This is a genomic window from Pseudomonas sp. CFBP 13727 (genome assembly GCF_014841915.1).
Taxonomy (GTDB): domain Bacteria; phylum Pseudomonadota; class Gammaproteobacteria; order Pseudomonadales; family Pseudomonadaceae; genus Aquipseudomonas; species Aquipseudomonas baltica.
Genome location: NZ_JACYUT010000001.1, coordinates 1,316,512 through 1,333,147 on the forward strand (window position 1 = coordinate 1,316,512; position 16,636 = coordinate 1,333,147).

At 58.6% G+C, this 16,636-nt stretch carries 18 protein-coding genes and 1 tRNA gene; 12 read left to right on the plus strand and 7 right to left on the minus strand.

From position 1 onward, the window contains the following. Positions 1 to 18 precede the first annotated feature (18 nt). The 4 genes from IFT76_RS05815 (at position 19) to IFT76_RS05830 (ending at position 4,160) form a co-directional block, all read left to right on the plus strand. Positions 19 to 1,002: a Bug family tripartite tricarboxylate transporter substrate binding protein gene (locus IFT76_RS05815; protein WP_122479372.1), complete on the plus strand. Its 984-nt coding sequence runs from the start codon at positions 19 to 21 to the stop codon at positions 1,000 to 1,002. A gap of 153 nt (positions 1,003 to 1,155) precedes the next feature. Further along, the gene (locus IFT76_RS05820) at positions 1,156 to 1,614 is read left to right on the plus strand and encodes a tripartite tricarboxylate transporter TctB family protein (RefSeq protein WP_122479723.1); all 459 of its coding nucleotides are present in this window, start codon (positions 1,156 to 1,158) and stop codon (positions 1,612 to 1,614) included. Between the two features lies 1 nt (position 1,615). Continuing rightward, positions 1,616 to 3,130, plus strand: coding sequence for a tripartite tricarboxylate transporter permease (locus IFT76_RS05825; RefSeq protein ID WP_192057618.1), 1,515 nt, complete (start codon positions 1,616 to 1,618; stop codon positions 3,128 to 3,130). Further along, positions 3,123 to 4,160 carry an AbrB family transcriptional regulator gene (locus IFT76_RS05830; RefSeq protein ID WP_122479724.1) on the plus strand — a complete coding sequence of 346 codons (1,038 nt, stop codon included), beginning with the start codon at positions 3,123 to 3,125 and terminating at the stop codon, positions 4,158 to 4,160. Before IFT76_RS05825 ends, IFT76_RS05830 begins: the two co-directional genes overlap by 8 nt. Here IFT76_RS05830 and ung read toward each other — a convergent pair. Beyond that, positions 4,157 to 4,843: a uracil-DNA glycosylase gene (gene ung, locus IFT76_RS05835; RefSeq protein WP_122479374.1), complete on the minus strand. Its 687-nt coding sequence runs from the start codon at positions 4,841 to 4,843 to the stop codon at positions 4,157 to 4,159. The genes IFT76_RS05830 and ung overlap by 4 nt on opposite strands. A 171-nt stretch (positions 4,844 to 5,014) precedes the next feature. On the opposite strand from ung, the gene IFT76_RS05840 reads away from it, so the two are divergent. Further along, entirely contained in the window at positions 5,015 to 6,127 is a 1,113-nt protein-coding gene (locus IFT76_RS05840) for an enoyl-CoA hydratase/isomerase family protein (RefSeq protein WP_192057619.1), read from the plus strand. A 48-nt stretch (positions 6,128 to 6,175) separates the two neighbouring features. Here the strand turns inward: IFT76_RS05840 and IFT76_RS05845 are convergent, their stop codons facing one another. Continuing rightward, positions 6,176 to 6,571 carry a hypothetical protein gene (locus IFT76_RS05845; RefSeq protein ID WP_192057620.1) on the minus strand — a complete coding sequence of 132 codons (396 nt, stop codon included), beginning with the start codon at positions 6,569 to 6,571 and terminating at the stop codon, positions 6,176 to 6,178. A gap of 221 nt (positions 6,572 to 6,792) precedes the next feature. Between IFT76_RS05845 and IFT76_RS05850 the strand changes: the two genes are divergently transcribed. From IFT76_RS05850 to IFT76_RS05860, 3 genes are all read left to right on the plus strand, one after another. Then, positions 6,793 to 7,002: a cysteine-rich CWC family protein gene (locus IFT76_RS05850; RefSeq protein ID WP_185794202.1), complete on the plus strand. Its 210-nt coding sequence runs from the start codon at positions 6,793 to 6,795 to the stop codon at positions 7,000 to 7,002. Positions 7,003 to 7,009: 7 nt separating this feature from the next. Continuing rightward, positions 7,010 to 7,702, plus strand: coding sequence for a pseudouridine synthase (locus IFT76_RS05855; protein ID WP_192057621.1), 693 nt, complete (start codon positions 7,010 to 7,012; stop codon positions 7,700 to 7,702). Positions 7,703 to 7,867: 165 nt separating this feature from the next. Further along, a tRNA-Gly gene (locus IFT76_RS05860) sits at positions 7,868 to 7,941 on the plus strand. A 425-nt stretch (positions 7,942 to 8,366) separates the two neighbouring features. Here the strand turns inward: IFT76_RS05860 and IFT76_RS05865 are convergent. Next, positions 8,367 to 9,338, minus strand: coding sequence for a toll/interleukin-1 receptor domain-containing protein (locus IFT76_RS05865; protein WP_192057622.1), 972 nt, complete (start codon positions 9,336 to 9,338; stop codon positions 8,367 to 8,369). Positions 9,339 to 9,532: 194 nt separating this feature from the next. Between IFT76_RS05865 and IFT76_RS05870 the strand changes: the two genes are divergently transcribed. Next, positions 9,533 to 10,504: a hypothetical protein gene (locus IFT76_RS05870; protein WP_192057623.1), complete on the plus strand. Its 972-nt coding sequence runs from the start codon at positions 9,533 to 9,535 to the stop codon at positions 10,502 to 10,504. A 116-nt stretch (positions 10,505 to 10,620) separates the two neighbouring features. Further along, entirely contained in the window at positions 10,621 to 12,171 is a 1,551-nt protein-coding gene (locus IFT76_RS05875) for a TIGR04141 family sporadically distributed protein (protein WP_192057624.1), read from the plus strand. Positions 12,172 to 12,193: 22 nt separating this feature from the next. On the opposite strand, the gene IFT76_RS20980 is transcribed toward IFT76_RS05875, so the two are convergent. From IFT76_RS20980 to IFT76_RS05890, 4 genes are all read right to left on the minus strand, one after another. Further along, positions 12,194 to 12,484 carry an HAD family hydrolase gene (locus IFT76_RS20980; protein WP_446731092.1) on the minus strand — a complete coding sequence of 97 codons (291 nt, stop codon included), beginning with the start codon at positions 12,482 to 12,484 and terminating at the stop codon, positions 12,194 to 12,196. A gap of 27 nt (positions 12,485 to 12,511) precedes the next feature. After that, positions 12,512 to 12,832, minus strand: a complete 321-nt coding sequence (locus tag IFT76_RS20785) for a hypothetical protein (RefSeq protein ID WP_244647862.1) — start codon at positions 12,830 to 12,832, stop codon at positions 12,512 to 12,514. Between the two features lie 54 nt (positions 12,833 to 12,886). Next, positions 12,887 to 14,049, minus strand: a protein-coding gene (locus IFT76_RS05885; protein WP_122236921.1) for an IS3 family transposase whose coding sequence is annotated in 2 segments (ribosomal slippage) — positions 12,887 to 13,794 and positions 13,794 to 14,049 — 1,164 coding nt in all. Because the reading frame shifts where the segments join, the coding sequence is not laid out codon by codon here. 327 nt (positions 14,050 to 14,376) lie between these two features. Next, positions 14,377 to 15,402 carry a phospholipase D family protein gene (locus tag IFT76_RS05890; RefSeq protein WP_192057625.1) on the minus strand — a complete coding sequence of 342 codons (1,026 nt, stop codon included), beginning with the start codon at positions 15,400 to 15,402 and terminating at the stop codon, positions 14,377 to 14,379. Positions 15,403 to 15,731: 329 nt separating this feature from the next. Here IFT76_RS05890 and IFT76_RS05895 point away from each other — a divergent pair, with 329 nt between their 5' ends. Next, the gene (locus IFT76_RS05895; protein ID WP_192057626.1) at positions 15,732 to 15,908 is read left to right on the plus strand and encodes a hypothetical protein; all 177 of its coding nucleotides are present in this window, start codon (positions 15,732 to 15,734) and stop codon (positions 15,906 to 15,908) included. 127 nt (positions 15,909 to 16,035) lie between these two features. Then, positions 16,036 to 16,587, plus strand: a complete 552-nt coding sequence (locus tag IFT76_RS05900) for a hypothetical protein (RefSeq protein WP_192057627.1) — start codon at positions 16,036 to 16,038, stop codon at positions 16,585 to 16,587. Positions 16,588 to 16,636 lie beyond the last annotated feature (49 nt).

Consider the following 16,636-nt stretch of genomic DNA (forward strand, 5'->3'; position numbering starts at 1 on the left):
AACAATGGAGAAATACCCATGATTCGCGCCATGCGTCCGCTTGCCCTGGCTGTCAGCTGCCTGTTCATCAGTGCCCCGCTGCTTGCTCAGGAAGAACCCAAACGTCCTGAATGCATTGCCCCAGCCTCGCCTGGCGGTGGCTTCGACCTGACCTGCAAACTTGCGCAAAGCGCGCTGGTCAACGAGAAACTGCTGTCCAAACCGATGCGCGTCACCTACATGCCCGGCGGTGTCGGCGCCGTGGCCTACAACGCGGTGGTCGCCCAGCGCCCGGCCGACGCAGGCACGTTGGTGGCTTGGTCCAGCGGCTCGCTGCTCAACCTGGCGCAAGGCAAGTTCGGCCGTTTCGACGAGAACGCCGTACGCTGGCTGGCTGCGGTAGGCACCAGCTATGGCGCCATCGCGGTCAAAAGCGACTCGCCCTACAAGACCCTGGACGACCTGGTCAAGGCGCTCAAGGCCGACCCGAGCAAAGTCGTGATCGGCTCCGGCGGCACCGTCGGCAGCCAGGACTGGATGCAGACCGCGCTGATCGCCAAGGCCGCCGGGATCAACCCGCGCGACCTGCGCTATGTCGCCCTGGAAGGTGGCGGCGAAATCGCCACGGCCCTGCTCGGCGGCCACATCCAGGTTGGCAGCACCGACATCTCCGACTCCATGCCGCACATCCTCAGCGGTGACATGCGTCTGCTCGCGGTGTTCTCCGACAAGCGTCTGGACGAGCCGGAAATGAAGGACATCCCCACTGCCAAGGAGCAGGGCTACGACATCGTCTGGCCTGTGGTGCGCGGCTTCTACCTGGGGCCGAAGGTGACCGACGCCGAATACGACTGGTGGAAAGCGGCGTTCGACAAGCTGCTGGCATCCGAAGAATTCGCCAAGCTGCGTGACCAGCGCGAGTTGTTCCCGTTCGCCATGACCGGGCAGGAGCTGGACACCTACGTGAAGAAACAGGTCGCCGAATACAAGACCCTGGCCAAGGAATTCGGCCTGGTTCAGTAATCGGCCTGGGTCCGCGGGGAGCCATTCGCGGGCAGAGACCCGCTCCCACAGGGTTGGATATACACGTCCACTGTGAGAGCGGATCTCTGCCCCCGAAGGCTTCCCTGCCGACACCACCATCGTCCTCCTTCACGAAGGAACATGACCATGATCATGATCGTTCAACGGCTTTTTGCCCTGCTGTTGCTGCTTGTCTGTGCCGGTCTGGCACTGATGGCCTGGCCCTACCAGGCACCCTTTTCCTATGAGCCGGTAGGCCCGCGCGCCTACCCGTTGCTGATGCTGGGCCTGATGAGCCTGGCCCTGCTGTATCTGGTGTTTCGTCCCACTCCGATCGTGCACAGCGAGGAAGAGCCGCCGCTGGACCGCCCGACCTTGAAGAAGATCGCCATATGCATCGGTTTGCTGCTGGTGTTCGCCGGGCTGTTCGAACCCCTTGGCTTCATTCTCAGCAGCATCCTGATCGGCATTCCGATGGCCCTGCTGTACGGCGGCCGCGCAGTGCCCAGCGTGATCATCATCACCTTGATGAGCATCGGCCTGTACGTGCTCTTCGACAAAGTCATGGACGTGCCGCTGCCCCTGGGCCTGCTCAGCGTTCTGGAGAACTGACATGGATACTCTTGGCTACCTGGGTCAGGGCTTCGGCGTTGCCCTGACCCCCTACAATCTGGTCACCGCCCTGTCGGGCACCCTGATCGGCACCGTGGTCGGCCTGCTGCCGGGCCTGGGGCCGATCAATGGCGTGGCACTGCTCATCCCGATCGCCTTCGCCCTGGGCCTGCCGCCGGAGTCGGCGCTGATCCTGCTGGCAGCGGTATACCTGGGCTGCGAATACGGCGGTCGTATCAGCTCGATCCTGCTCAACATTCCCGGCGAAGCATCGACCGTGATGACCACTCTGGACGGCTACCCGATGGCCCGCCAGGGTCTGGCCGGCGTTGCGCTGTCGTTGTCCGCCTGGAGCTCGTTCATCGGTGCATTCATCGCCACCTGCGGCATGGTCATGTTTGCCCCGATCCTGGCCAAATGGGCGATTGCCTTCGGCCCTGCGGAATACTTCGTGCTGATGGTGTTCGCCATCGTCTGCCTAGGCGGCATGGCCGGTGACAGGCCGTTGAAGACGTTCATCGCCGCGCTGATCGGCCTGTTCCTGTCCAGTGTCGGCATCGACGCCAACAGCGGCGTGTACCGGTTCACTGGCGACAACATCCACCTGGCCGACGGCATCCAGTTCGTCGTGCTGGTGCTGGGCCTGTTCTCGATCAGTGAAATCCTCCTGCTGCTGGAAAAGACTCACCACGGCAGCGTGGCCGTCACGGCCACCGGGCGCATGATGTTCAACCTCAAGGAAGCCGCTTCGGTGTTCTGGGTGAACATTCGCTGCGGCGTGCTGGGCTTCATCATGGGCGTACTGCCCGGCGCCGGCGCCACCCTGGCCAGCGCGGTGGCCTACACCACCGAGAAGCGCCTGGCAGGTGCCAGCGGCAAGTTCGGCCAAGGTGACAAGCGCGGCCTGGCCGCGCCGGAAACCGCCATCGGCGCCACTGCCTGCGGCGCCCTGGTGCCGATGCTGACCCTGGGCGTACCGGGTTCGGGCACCACCGCAGTGATGATCGGCGCCCTGTCGCTGTACAACATCACTCCAGGCCCGCTGCTGTTCCAACAGCAACCGGACATCGTCTGGGGCCTGATCGCCTCGCTGTTCATCGCCAACATCATGCTGGTGATCCTGAACATCCCGATGATCCGCATCTTCACCAAGATCCTCGCCGTGCCGAACTGGGCACTGGTACCGGTCATCGCCATCATCACCGGCATCGGCGTCTACGCGGTCCACGCGACCACCTTCGACCTGTTCCTGATGATCGGTATCGGCATCTTCGGCTACATCCTGCGCAAGCTGGATTTCCCGCTGTCGCCTGTCCTGCTCGGTTTCATCCTGGGCGGCCTGATGGAGCAGAACCTGCGTCGCGCGCTGTCGATTTCCAACGGCGAACTGCAGATCCTCTGGGGCAGCCCGATCACCGCAGGTGTCTGGATCCTGACCATTCTGATGCTGCTGCTGCCGGTGGTTCGTATCTGGCGCAAGCGCGCTGCCATGCGTCGTGCCGCTGCCGATGTTTGATCGGTTCCTGCACAACTGGTGGGGTACACCGTTCGTAGGTCTGGCTGGCGGCTATGTCGCCAGCCTGATCGGCTGGCCGCTGCCCTGGATGATCGGCTCGTTGCTGGCGATCATCCTGGTGCGCTGCCTGACACCTTGGCAATTGGCGGAAATACCCAATGGCCGCAAGCTGGGCCAGTGGATCGTCGGCATAGGCATCGGCCTGCACTTCACCCCCTTGGTGATGGAGCAGGTGGGCGGCCATTTCGGTCTGATTTTTTTCGGAGCGCTGATCACCAGCGTTTCCAGTGCCGTGGGCGTGTGGCTGATGCTGCGCACCGGTGAAGACCGGGCCACGGCTTTTTTTTCCAGCATGCCGGGCGGTTCCGGCGAAATGGTCAACCTGGGCGCGCGCAACGGCGCCGACCTCAGCCGCGTCGCCGCAGGGCAGAGCCTGCGGGTGCTGGCGGTGGTGCTGTGTGTGCCGGCGCTGTTCAAATTCCTGATGGGCGACGGCACACCCATCAGCCATGAAGGCGGCGTCGACTGGGCCTGGCTGGCGTTGATCTTCCCCCTCGCCGGGGTGGCGGCCTGGATCTGGCAGCGACTGGACCAGCCCAACCCCTGGCTGTTCGGCCCCCTGCTGGTCAGCGCTGCCATGAGCGTAAGCTTCGATCTGCACATCGGCCTGCCGGACGGTGGCAGCCAGATCGGCCAGTGGCTGATCGGCAGCGGCCTGGGCTGTCACTTCAATCGCGCGTTCTTTCGCCGCGCACCGTCGTTTCTCGCTCGCACGCTGGTCAGCACCGCCCTGACCATGGCCATTGCCGGCGGCTGCGCGCTGGCCCTGAGCGCCCTGACCAACCTCGACCTGCGCTCGCTGACCCTGGGCATGATGCCCGGGGGCATTGCCGAGATGAGCCTGACCGCCGAGGTGCTGCAGCTGTCGGTACCGCTGGTGACCGCGATGCAGGTGATGCGCCTGCTGTTCGTGCTGTTTCTGGCCGAGCCGCTGTTTCGCCAGTGGCAGAAGCGCCGACCGGTGCCTTAGGGCAGGCGCCAGTCGATGGCAGTCAGACCGTTCTGTTCGAGGAACTTGTTGGCACGACTGAAATGCCCGTTGCCGATGAAGCCCTTGTGCGCCGACAACGGCGAGGGGTGCACGGACGTCAGCACCAGGTGCTTGCTGTTGTCGATCAGCTTCTGCTTGCTCTGCGCATGGGCGCCCCAGAGCATGAACACCACGCTGGACTGCTGCTCGCTGACCACTTCGATGATGCGGTCGGTGAACGGCTGCCAGCCTTTTTTCGCGTGGGCGGCGGCATTCGCCCTTTCCACCGTCATGGTGGTATTCAGCAGCAACACCCCCTGCTCCGCCCAGCTTTGCAGATAGCCATGCTTGGGAATGTCGATGTTCAGATCGCGCTTGAGCTCCTTGTAGATGTTCACCAGCGAGGGCGGCGTGGGGATGCCTGGCTGCACCGAAAAACACAGACCATGCGCCTGGCCCGGACCGTGGTAGGGATCCTGGCCAAGAATCACGACTTTCACCTGATCCAACGGCGTGGTGTTGAGCGCGTTGAAGATCATCGGCCCGGGCGGATAGACTTCTTTGCCCAGTGCATGTTCCTGGCGCAGGAATTCGCGCAACTGGGCCATGTAGGGCTTGTCGAATTCCTCACGCAGTGCAGCTTTCCAGCTAGGCTCGAGTTTGATGCGGTCGTCTGTGCTCATATGTTCACCAAAAAGAAGCAGGCACCAAAAAACAGAAGGCACCGGAAATCAGTGGGCGGACGGTAGGAAAGCGGACACGGAAAGTCAAATGCAGACAGGATCGCTGCCACCCTACGCCGGCCATTCGCTATGGCTGTTCCGCGGCTACCGCCCCTTTGATGCGAGGTCACGATGGATTTGAATTTCGAAGAACTCAGTGCCGGCAATGGCGCACGTATCGGTATTGTCTCGCTTGCTGCAGAGAAGAGTCTCAACGCTTTGACCTTGCCGATGCTCGAAGCGCTCGCCGGAAAATTCGATGAGTGGGCGCAGGATGACCGTGTGGTCTGCGTCGTCTTGCGCGGCGAAGGCGAAAAAGCCTTCTGCGCCGGGGGCGATGTGCGCAGCCTGGTGCAGGCCTGCCGCGCCCACCCCGGCGAAGTGCCGCCGCTGGCAGCGCGTTTCTTCGCTGCCGAATACCGCTTCGACTACCGCCTGCACACCTACCCCAAGCCGGTGATCTGCTGGGGCCACGGCTACGTACTGGGCGGTGGCATGGGCTTGCTGCAGGCGTCGAGCATTCGCATCGTCACGCCGAGCAGCCGCCTGGCCATGCCCGAGATCACCATCGGCCTGTACCCGGATGTCGGCGCCAGCGGATTCCTCTCGCGCATGCCCGGCAAGCTCGGTCTGTTCCTGGGCCTGACCGGCGCGCAGATCAACGCCCGTGACGCCCTTGACCTGGGCCTGGCCGACCGTTGCCTGCGCGACGATCAATACGAAGATCTGCTCGACGGCCTGCTGCAGCTGAACTGGCAGGAGCAGACAGCCATGCAGCTGAACAGCCTGCTCAAGGCCCTCGAACACGATGCGCGCGACAGTGCCCCAGCGGCGCAGTGGCTGCCGCGCCGGGCCGCCATCGACGCCCAGCTGGACGTCAGCGATGCGCCGGGCGCCTGGCATGCACTGGTGCAATGGCAACGACACGAGGACCCCTTGCTGGCCAAGGCCGCCAGCAACCTCGCCAAGGGCTGCCCGCTGACCGCGCATTTGATCTGGGCGCAATTGGCCCGTGCCCGCCACTTGTCGCTGGCCCAGGTGTTCCAGATGGAATACAGCCTGAGCCTGAACTGCTGCCGTCATCCCGAATTCAGCGAAGGCGTGCGTGCGCGCCTGATCGACAAGGACAACCAGCCGCACTGGCACTGGCCCGATGTCGACCATGTACCGCAGGCAGTGGTCGAGGCGCATTTCGGCAAGGCCTGGGAAGGCCGTCATCCGCTGGCGGATCTTTGTGATTACTGAATGGCAGGTGAAAAACGAAAACGGCGCCCCTGAGGGCGCCGTTGCTGGCTAGTGTCGACCGCCGCGGCCCGGGCCACGGTCGGAGCCTCGGCCCCGGTTCCAATCCTGGCCGTAATGCCGCGCCGGCCCGTCGCGCCAGCGTGGATCGGGGCCGCGCCCTGGCCTGAACCCCGGCCGGTAGTGCGGCGCAGGCGGACCGTAGTAGCGCGGCGGCGGCACCGCGTAATACCGAGGCGCCGAGAAATAGCGCGGCCCCTCGTAGTAGCGCGGTGCCGGCGTCACGTAGTAACCACTGCCGTAGGGCTGGCTGTAGGGGTAGTAGCCGCCTCTGGGCGAACTGTCCACGGAATAGACTTCGGTGCGGTAGTAACCTCCCCCTCCATAGGGCACACAGGCACTTGTCAACAAGCCCAATACCACGATCAAAAGAGCTTTAGGGGACATAAGCGGCCTCCTGGACCGCGAGAGGGATCGAACCAGCACGACTGGTCGTTACCCGGAACGATGGTTCTGGGCATAACTCAGACAGCGGAAAAGATACTGCATTTCACACGGCAATAAATTGATACAAAGCGTTCTGCATTGACGCTTTTCGCCGACCTGCAGGGCGCTGAAGTAGAATGCCACGTTCATACCTTCACGGATCGCTCATGACCACGCTCGCGCTGACCGACAGCCGCCTTTGCCCAGCCTGCGGCGGCCGCAACGACTGCACATTGGCCGATGCCAAGACGGCTGCACAGCCGTGCTGGTGCTACACGGTCAGCATCGACCCCGCTGTGCTGCGAGCTTTGCCCGAGCATTTGCGCAACGCCGCCTGCTTGTGTCCGCGCTGCGCGCGAGTGAATGAGCAACTGCCTGAGTCGGAGGCATAGCGCAGCAATGCGTCTGGACAGATTTCTTTCCAATTTCGAACGCTTCAACCGGCAGCAGGTGCGCCTGGCCTTGATCGCAGGACGGGTCCAGGTGGATGGCAGCGTGGTCCGCGACCCGCTGCATGCTGTCTCTGAGTTCAGCGAAGTACGGCTTGACCAGACGTTGTTGCAGGCCGGCTATCCTGCTCGCTACCTGATGCTGCACAAACCACCTGGTTGCGTCAGCGCCACGCAGGATCCGCAGCATCGGACCGTTCTTGACCTGCTCGAGGTGCCCGACAAGCACCAGTTGCACATCGCCGGGCGACTGGATTTCAACACCACCGGGCTGATGATCCTGACCAACGATGGGCAATGGTCACGCCGCCTGACCCAACCGGCAACCAAGCTGCCCAAGGTGTACCTGGTCGAGACCGAGCAGGTCATCGAACCCCATTACGTCGAGACGTTCGCCAAGGGCATCTACTTCGCTTTCGAAGACCTCACCACCCTGCCCGCCCACCTCGACATCCTCGGCCCGCACCTGGCGCGCCTGAGCATCGTCGAAGGGCGTTACCACCAAGTGAAGCGGATGTTCGGCTACTTCCAGAACAAGGTGCTCACGCTGCACCGAGAGCGCATGGGCGCGCTGGTACTCGATGACAGCCTGCAACCCGGCCAGTACCGCAGCTTGAGCGCAGAGGAGATCGGTCTGGTTTGAGGGGAATCGAGCAGAGAAACGAAAATTAGCGCTTCAAATTGCCAGGCGCTTCTGGTACAAAGTCAGCCGCCCGGAGCAGGTGTCGAAAGACGCAGTGCACCGAGGTCGCCAAGCTGGCAATCGAGTTCGCAATGAACTGCCAGCGGCACGGAAACAACGCGTCATGCGGGTATAGTTTAGTGGTAAAACGAAAGCTTCCCAAGCTTTAGTTGAGGGTTCGATTCCCTCTACCCGCTCCAGTTTTCACACACCTGAAAGCCCCGTACTCGCTGGCCTCCAAGCCTTTTCGTACGTTTTATAGTTCGCCTTCCTGTACCCCCAGGCCGCGTCAGCCGGCAAGCCTCCTATGCATCCATGACCTCGACCTAACACCCATAAATGTGGTGAATAAAGGCAATGGATCCCCCTCCCCTTCAGCTTCCTTTTCATCGGGCCTTATGTGCGCCCAGTGAAGATATGCTTTGACTACAGCGCTGCATCAACACCTACATCCCGTCGGGAGTCGAGCCCGTGAAGACGGCTATGCCTATTACAGCCGGAATGGAGGATTGGAGGCTGCCGAACTGCAATGGGAGGCGCGGCAGCTTATCAAAGTCGATCACCACAACTTCTTCGAGTCGATCCTGGAGCAATCCGTCTACGTGCTGTTCAGGTAGTTCGGCTATCAATGCCCCCGCTGCAGAGGTGCGATAACAATTTCCCAGAGCGCCTCAGCGGCTCCTTCTTGAGACAGCTTCTGGTCTCGCTGACTGCGGAACGATGCCATTCCCAGAGTACGCCAGTACAGGGTCTGGTCGTCCGATTCAACATGAAGAGCCTCGTTAAAGGATCCGCCGCCAAATCCTTCACCTTGGCTGTAGTAGATGCCGGCTCCCATCTGGCCTCCGACAAAAACGGAAGCCTTGGCCACATCTCGACCATCCTTGTAGATGGTCGCAGAGAACCGATTGGCATCGACCCGGCGAAAAGTGCCTTGATAACCTGCGTTTCGAGACTGGAGCTCAGCCAGCGAGCTCTCGAAGTAGCGGGCAATGTATTCAAAAGTCTCGAATTGGAACTGATCCTTGTCCAGCTGGGTAAAGAACTTGGCCAGACGTAGATTGCTGGAACGGGGCCCGGTTATGGCATCAGGGGCTACTGCAACTGACGCAGAGTTCGCGGTGTACACACTCGCGAGTGGTGAAACAGGCTTGTCGTTTCGCCATTTTTCAGCGGCTTTGCGCACCTCTTTGGCTACCAGTAGGAAGGCCTCATCACGATCAGGCCATAGGGTTACCGGCTTGCCATCTTGAGGCGTGCCCATTAGCTTGCCGAAGGGCGCATGGTGCCAATCACAGGCCCGCAGAATGACCGGGATGACAGTCGCCTGCTTCGCCTCATGGCGCTCCATGGCGCGCGTCATTTCGATATCGTAGCAGTAGTCGGATGCAATGAAATCAGGGCTCACTAAAAGCAGAATGATTTCATCGGTGTTGATGTGATCATCAATGGCAGGATTGATCTCCTGACCAGCGTTGATTCTTCGATCATGCCAAGTCTCAATGACCCCTTGTCGCTTGAGCATGGAAAGCTGTTTTTCGAGCTGGTCTCGCAACGCCTCATCAGCATGGCAGTAGGAGAAAAATACGTTCGGCAAGATGGTCACTCCATACAAGTTGGGCACCTTGATCTTACGCCGTAAGTCCGATCCGGCTCAAATCAACTGCAGCACACTTAAACACTGCATCAAAATTATCAGGACGAGATCATCGTAGCCATCAACTCAAGGCTCTCAGTGGTCAGCGCTCATAACCTGGCAAGCGTTGTGAGTTCACGAGCCAGCTTTCGGGGATGCTGCAGATCTTGTATGCGTCGGCTCCTCAGGTTGTCGTATATTTGAGTGCCATGATGCCAATCTATAGTGGTTGCATTGAGAGCGTTGCGGTTCCTTTTCATGGGCTCCCGCCTGACCTCGCTGAATACGCCACCGTAATTTTCACCGACTGCCATCTATTAACACTCAGTCACTTCCTGGTGTCCCTCAGGAACGTCCCTGCCTCCACGCGGTTGGTGCTAATTGATACCCGGCCAGCTATGGCTGAGCAACCAGCACATTTCTTGGACGCTCTCAAAATCTATTATCCCGTCATCACCCTGGACGTTCTGAATCATGCTGTACCAGCGATCCCAGCGCCGAACGTTGAGCGCTGTGACGACGAGCAGGTGTTCAACGTGTACTGCGCCGAGCAATGGCATCAATTGTCCAACGGTGAAATCTTTGTCAGTGACTCTCCCTCGCTGATTACAACGATCAATCAGCGTCTGAGTCGAGTACGAGCTCCGGTAGTAATCCAAAGTCAGGAGAGCAGTTTCAGAAAGCACGATCGGATCAGAGTGCACCCGGCCCATGCCAATAAGTGGGATCCCTTCATCTGCCGGATCCACTCTGTCAGTGTGAAAGGGCTGTTTGTGGAAACGGAAGGACGGTACTCCACCTTGTCACCTGAGCTCGTTGGCGAGGCGAAGGTGTCACTCGGCTTCGCCATGTCTCCTGAGGCAGCTGTCCAGGCAGGCGCACGATCGGTGGTACTGATCGCAAACACGGCATCAAGGCACGCGTGGATTGATTACCTGAAGGCCTATCAAATTGAGGTCAAGCAGGTATATGTGCATGACCACCCCATGACAGCAATGCCTAACCTGATCTCTCACCAGCGACTGACCCCACCGGTGGAGTATGCCCCTAACCCTCTCCCTAGGTGGTTGTGCAGATCATTGCATCCAGTACGTGAGACGAAAAAGGGCATAGCGGGCTTTCTGTAGCGTTATAGCGCACACGCGGCACGCAATAAACTCTCATACTTCAGCGCAGCCAGTGCCTTGACAGGCTCAATGAGGGATGTCAATTTAACATCAAAGCGATCGTCAAGGAGTGACGCGTGAAGATCACTATCAACGTGTTCATGCTCAAGGAAGGCCGGGCAGTCCAAGACGCCCTCAATGACGAGGTCAATCTGCAGCCTATCGCTTTTGAGCTCAACGGCGTCGACTGCCTGTTCTATCACCAGAAGAACCCGTCCCACCCCAAATGGACTCAGCTATTCAAAGACATTGAGGAAGTCGTCGCCCTCGATCTCACAGGCAGGTCGCTGAAGGCACTCCTCGTCATGGCTGTGCGGGGCCGTGTCTTCTGCTTCACCTTTGGCCATGCTCGCCACCTCATTGACTCGCTGGCAATAGAGCGGTACTTCGGCCTCCGTACCGCACTCAGCCTGACAGATCCTCTGCTGATCAAGTCCGTTGAAAAATCCAACATTGACCGCACTCCCCTCCGCTCAAAGTCCCAGTCATCCAAGCATCTGTCGATAGCTGAGTTTGATTTCAAGTTCGATTCGGAGATTCTGAAATCTCTGACCGGGATCGTAGAAAGCGACCAGGACGATGGTGAGTACGTCAGCGGCTCGGACTCGCTGGCTTTGCATTCGGATGTGAAGCTGGAGGAATTCCCCGAGATCGCGTCACGCCTGTTGACGGCCTACGAGGATGAGCGCTGCAAGGAGAAGTATCCGTGGATGGATTACATCGTGCCGGTGCGCGACTCATCGCTCAATGGAGATCTGGACGGACTCCTTGTTGAGGCCATCAACGCCGAGCAGTTTGACCGAGTCCGTGCGGCGTCTCCCGAGCTGCTTGGCAATGACATCAGCGGCTTTAGCTACGTGAAGCACAGTGCTCGATCGCACCATGGCCCCGCACTCGCGTTTGACCTCGATCTACGCCAAGCCCTGCTGGCCAAACACATCCTGGGGGCAGTCACCCAGCCATTGCTTCTATCCGAGCGCATTTATCTCTACGGCGCCGAGGAACAACGAATAGCGATGTCATCGCTTTACAACTGCCTGGAGGCCGAGGTTGAACATGACGGTAAGGTCTATCTGCTCAGCGAAGGTGATTGGTATCAGATTGACCGGGACTACACTGAACAGGTCAACCGTTTCTTTGAAGCTGCTACTCGGTGCGAACTCCAGTTTCCTCGGTACAACGCCGACAATGAAGGCCCCTACCTAAGGCGCATTGCTGACAATGCAAATTTCTACCTTCTCGACCAGAAACTGGTGAGGCTGAATAACGCCTCCAGCCCATTTGAATTCTGTGATCTGTTGACTCCAGACCACCACATCATTCACGTGAAAAAGTATTCCTCATCGAGCGTACTCAGCCACCTATTTTCACAGGCGTACGTGTCCGCTGAAGCACTGATCAACGCACCTGACGTCACTGCTCAGGTGAATACCCACCTCTCTGAGCTTGGGCCCTTCCAGTTCGTCTTCGATCCTGCGACGCTGCCACGGAACAAGATTGTCTTTGCCATCATGCAGCCTAACGATGAACTGCACATGCCGTTCTTTTCCAAGGTCAATTTCAGACAATTTGCGCAAAGGTTAGGTGCGATGGGCTACCAAGTAGAGGTTTGCAGAATCGCTAACTGAGCAGAACGCTAGCTCAAGTAGCTCACTGCCCTGTGGACTGCAGAACCAGCTCTGCGAACTGAACAAGGTTCTCGATCCCTCCCCCTCCCCTAGTCAGGAGATGTCCGGAAATGCCAAGCGTGCGCGGCCCATCCCGATCGCAGCGGGGCGAGTCACCAATCATCAGTATCAATGGTGGCGCTGGCAGTACGTACCTATGGGTCTGAACACCCAACGAGTCGCACATGGCTTGGTAGATCAACGGTTCAGGCTTGATGGCGCCGATCTCATAGCTCAAGGCGAATGCGCCCACAGCAGAGAGAAGCCGTTTCACACCTGCGCCGTAGGCCGCCGAAAGGTTCTAGCAGACGCCGACACAAACACCGGCACCACGGAACATCTCAACGGCTTCGAGTCCGTCAGCAAAGGGCACCAGTGATTCAAGCTCATCGGCGAGTGCCGCCTGGTTCACCTCCATACGCTCGGCAGAGACACGAAAACCCAGCCGGTCAGCGGCCTCGCTGATCGAGCACTTCCGGGTCATCAGGAAGCGCAAATCTTCGGAGCGAGGAGTACGGCCTTGGCGAGCACCATCACGCAAGAGCATTCGATATGGATGCGTCCGATGCTTGATGTCGAGCAGCGTGCCGAACGCGTCAAAGATCACCGCAGACGAGAGCATGACAGACCTCAGATAGTGAATTTCTTGCGACGTGACCAGTTCGCCTTGTAGTGGTCAACTGATCCCGGACACGACGTTAAGGTTTTTCTCGTACTGAGCGGGTGCCAGTCCATCATTGAACTGGTGTGGCCGAACCCAGTTGTAGCGATGCATCAGATAATGACTGATATCCCGCTGTGCCTCTTGGGCCGTCATGTAGCCCACGGCGGGTATCCACTCGGTTTTCAAGCTGCGGAATACACGCTCCATCGGCGAGTTGTCGTAGCAATTACCTCGGCGACTCATGCTCTGGCGCATGCGGTATCGCCAAAGCCGCTGGCGAAACTGTCGGCTCCCATATTGGGAGCCCTGATCTGAGTGAAACAGCAGGCCCTGAGGCTTGCCGCGTTGCTCATAAGCCATGTCCAGCGCCATGATGACCAAGTCCGTGTCCGGTTTGTTTGAAAACGCCCAGCCCACCACCCGACGCGCATAAAGATCCATAACCACCGCCAGGTAATGCCATTTTCCTTGCGCCCAGATGTAGGTGATGTCGCCACACCAGACCTGATTGGGCGCGGGTACATCGAACTCCCGATTCAAAATGTTCGGAATGTCAGGCCTCTCCACTGTTGCTTTTTTATAAGCATGAGAGCCAGGTTGCTTGCTGATTAATCCCAGTTCCCGCATCAGGCCACGTACCTTGAACCGACCAATTTGCTCGCCATCTTCCTGCAATATCGAAACGATACTGCGGCTGCCGGCAGCGCTTCGACTTTGCCCGAACAGCTCATTGACTCGACTGAGTAAACGAACCCGCTCAGCGTCTGGAGCCCGACGCCGCTGGCAATGGTCGTAGTAGCACGAGCGAGGTGTCTCGAACACCTCGCACAGCAATTCGATCGGCTCATGGGCACCTAGCTGATCGATCAGCGCAAGCGCTCGTGTTCTTCCGACATCAAGAGCGCGGTAGCCTTTTTTAAAATGGATTTCTCCCGCTCAAGACGAGCGATCCGCGCTTCCAGCTCCTGAATTTTCTGCTGCTCGGGCGTCAGGGCTTTGCTCTGAGGCGTTACGCCATTGCGCTCCTGCTGGAGCTGGCTCACCCAGCGACGCAGCGCAGACTCGACCACCCCTAGTGAGCGGGAGGCCTCAATGTGGCTATAGCCCTGATCGAGCACGAGGCCTGCGGCCTCACGTTTGAATTCAGCAGAGAAGGTACGGCGTTGTTTGGTCATCAGACACCTCTATCTGGCGATATTCTCGCCTAAATGAGTGTCCGGAATCATTAGACCACTACACCTGTGTCGCCTTCGGTCGCCCCTTAGTCTCGATACTCCGACGCGACTACGTAGTGGTCGTTACCGCAGGCACTTTTGAACATCTTGAACATACCCTGCGAGCTGACCAGCTTCAGTGGTGGTGTGAACACAGTGGAGCCGTTCTCTGCACGCCCAGATCGATCATCAAATACCTGCGCCGCATACCCACCGGATCACTCATAGAACGTGTCAGTGGTCACCCTGAAATAAAACATGTCAGGCTGTAGTGCTTGGTACTACGCATTAATCTCCGCTAGCCATCTTCTCTTCCCACTTCAGGAACTCGTCAAGGGGAAGGCACCGTGCCGCATCAGGGCCTTGACCGTCGAATATTTCATCGATCCAAGGTTTGAGTCGTTTAGCTAAAATCTTTGAGTCCTCGGTAGAAAGAGACATGCCGACGACCGAACTCAGGTTGCCGAGCATGATTAGCGACACTTCGGTACCAGTGTTGAAGCTGACAAAGGCCCTGTCGAGTTGTGGCAAACGCACCCATGGCGCCAAACCGGTGACCCGCTTTGTCGGCCCGTACCGCATCGCTAGGATTGGAACGTCCTTCGGCAGAGGCTCTTCACTGTAATCAGGCCAGTCTTCAAAAAAATCCAGCTTGGCGTTTCGGATCTCTGGTGAGTCCGAACGCTGAGCCTCTTTGTTTGCCAAACTAGCTTCTACCAGCGCCTGATCACTGGCCGTCAAGCGGTATATCGCCAGATGAATATCACGGTTCTTGAGGCTCGCCGCCGAAGCCTCAACGAGTTTTGTCGCCGTCAATGGACGACTCCCTCGATTTTTCAACCAACGGTCTTCTGCCGCCGTGAGCTTTTCCTCCGTTATTTCTTCACCCTGTTGCCACAACTCATCAAACCAAACCTGCATCTGAAGGCACTGCGAATGATCTTTCACCAACAGCCCTGCCTCTTGCCATCCGACGCATTCGGGGCCTTCAAACCCCAAACCGTTAGCCGAGACGTTCGCTGATCCGACTATTGCAGCTTGCTCACCAACAGCCACTTTCGCGTGTAGGGCATCCAACGTCAGCACCTCCAAACCTGGTCGCTCAGATCTCAAGGCAAGCAAGTCACGAATGACACCAGGATTGGTTCCGCCGCTTCCCAAATTGCACAGGAGCCTTAAACGCTCACCGCTCCAAGTATTCTCCAGCAATACCTGAGCGCCTTGCCCCCAAAATGCAATGGCCAGCGAAATGCGTGCCTCCGTGCGAAGCAGAGACTGAAATTCTTGCCGGTAATTTTGCGACGTGAGAAACATCACTTTCCTCGCTACTGGAATCTGAGTGGCCGAAGCTACCACAACATCATTACGCCTCCTCGCAACCCGGCTAGCTCGTCTTGCATAAGTCAGCTCCGTGCCCACAGGTGAGGGAGCGATCGCCCGATCTCACTGGCCCGCCTAGACTCTGAACCCGGTGAGACGAAATCACCTTGCGCTTAATCGGCCCCCCGACTTTTCCGCCAATCGCCCCTGGAAGGGCATCTGCCGTGTCGACCGGCTAGCAGGCCACCAGCAGCGCTGGCTGTCGTCCGGCTCTGGAGAGAACGAGCCGGATGCGGTATAGTGAATCTGCTAAAGGAGGCTCTATGACTGATTTTCTTAAAAGCATCGTAGGCAAAAAAAGCGACTTTGCATCCAAAGTCCTTGACCGGTACAGCTCGAAAAAAGCTGTAGGTTCCTTCGCGCGTGGCCTTTTCAGCTCGGAAAGCGTTGACAGCATCAACGCTCGCTTTGCGAAGGCCAAGCGTATGGCCTCTCGATAAGATGCGGAGCAGAAGGCGTTCAGACCCACCACCTAAGCCCTCTGCCGGAAAACCCTCTCACGGCACGTCCTCTTCGGACGAGAGCCAGCCAAAATTCACTCACAACGTTGTCTACCAAGAACTGGTGGTGAATGACGAGGATATCGTCGGACAGTTGGCTTACTGCCTCTATAAGCAGAGTAAGCAACAATATCTGAAAGCCTTCGAGGCCAGGAACGACCGACGTCCTACCGACGATGAAGTCCGCACGCACGTCGAGTGCGCAGAGATCCCCGCCTTAGACATGTACCGCGACAAAGCGAAGCGTATGGTCGCGGAACTGCTCAGTCAGGCTGCCCAAGAGAAGCAAGACGAGCTTGAAAAGCACTTCAAGGATCGTCTGTGGAGATTCATCAACAGGCACGAACACGAAGGCTTTTTAGAAAGAAGCTGGCACGGCATCAAGAGCCTAGGCTTTGGAGGGCTGGGTGGTGTACTGGGCAATATTTTTACCACCATCCTGGTGTTCCTGATCTTGTTCATGGCGGCATCTAACGCCAGTCGGGAGGAATTTTCTAAAAGCGCCCAGGAAAGCTTCATCTCAGGGATGGCTGAGATCATCGGGGTCGGCGTGACCATCAACAATGGTGCGGACACAACTGCTCCCTCGCCTCCTCCGGCCACCGCACCTACACCTTGAGAGCATGCTTTGGCAGGAGGGTAATGTGCGTACCGCGCAAGTCCTGCTC

Excerpts from the sequence above, each read along its gene's own strand:
- IFT76_RS05870 (WP_192057623.1), top strand. The coding sequence starts at position 9,533 with ATGCTGCAGATCTTGTATGCGTCGGCTCCTCAGGTTGTCGTATATTTG.
- IFT76_RS05855 (WP_192057621.1), top strand. The coding sequence starts at position 7,010 with ATGCGTCTGGACAGATTTCTTTCCAATTTCGAACGCTTCAACCGGCAG.
- IFT76_RS05815 (WP_122479372.1), top strand. The coding sequence starts at position 19 with ATGATTCGCGCCATGCGTCCGCTTGCCCTGGCTGTCAGCTGCCTGTTC.
- IFT76_RS20785 (WP_244647862.1), bottom strand. The coding sequence starts at position 12,832 with ATGCTCTCGTCTGCGGTGATCTTTGACGCGTTCGGCACGCTGCTCGAC.
- IFT76_RS05895 (WP_192057626.1), top strand. The coding sequence starts at position 15,732 with ATGACTGATTTTCTTAAAAGCATCGTAGGCAAAAAAAGCGACTTTGCA.
- ung (WP_122479374.1), bottom strand. The coding sequence starts at position 4,843 with ATGAGCACAGACGACCGCATCAAACTCGAGCCTAGCTGGAAAGCTGCA.
- IFT76_RS05845 (WP_192057620.1), bottom strand. The coding sequence starts at position 6,571 with ATGTCCCCTAAAGCTCTTTTGATCGTGGTATTGGGCTTGTTGACAAGT.
- IFT76_RS05825 (WP_192057618.1), top strand. The coding sequence starts at position 1,616 with ATGGATACTCTTGGCTACCTGGGTCAGGGCTTCGGCGTTGCCCTGACC.
- IFT76_RS05840 (WP_192057619.1), top strand. The coding sequence starts at position 5,015 with ATGGATTTGAATTTCGAAGAACTCAGTGCCGGCAATGGCGCACGTATC.
- IFT76_RS05890 (WP_192057625.1), bottom strand. The coding sequence starts at position 15,402 with ATGTTTCTCACGTCGCAAAATTACCGGCAAGAATTTCAGTCTCTGCTT.
- IFT76_RS05830 (WP_122479724.1), top strand. The coding sequence starts at position 3,123 with ATGTTTGATCGGTTCCTGCACAACTGGTGGGGTACACCGTTCGTAGGT.
- IFT76_RS05820 (WP_122479723.1), top strand. The coding sequence starts at position 1,156 with ATGATCGTTCAACGGCTTTTTGCCCTGCTGTTGCTGCTTGTCTGTGCC.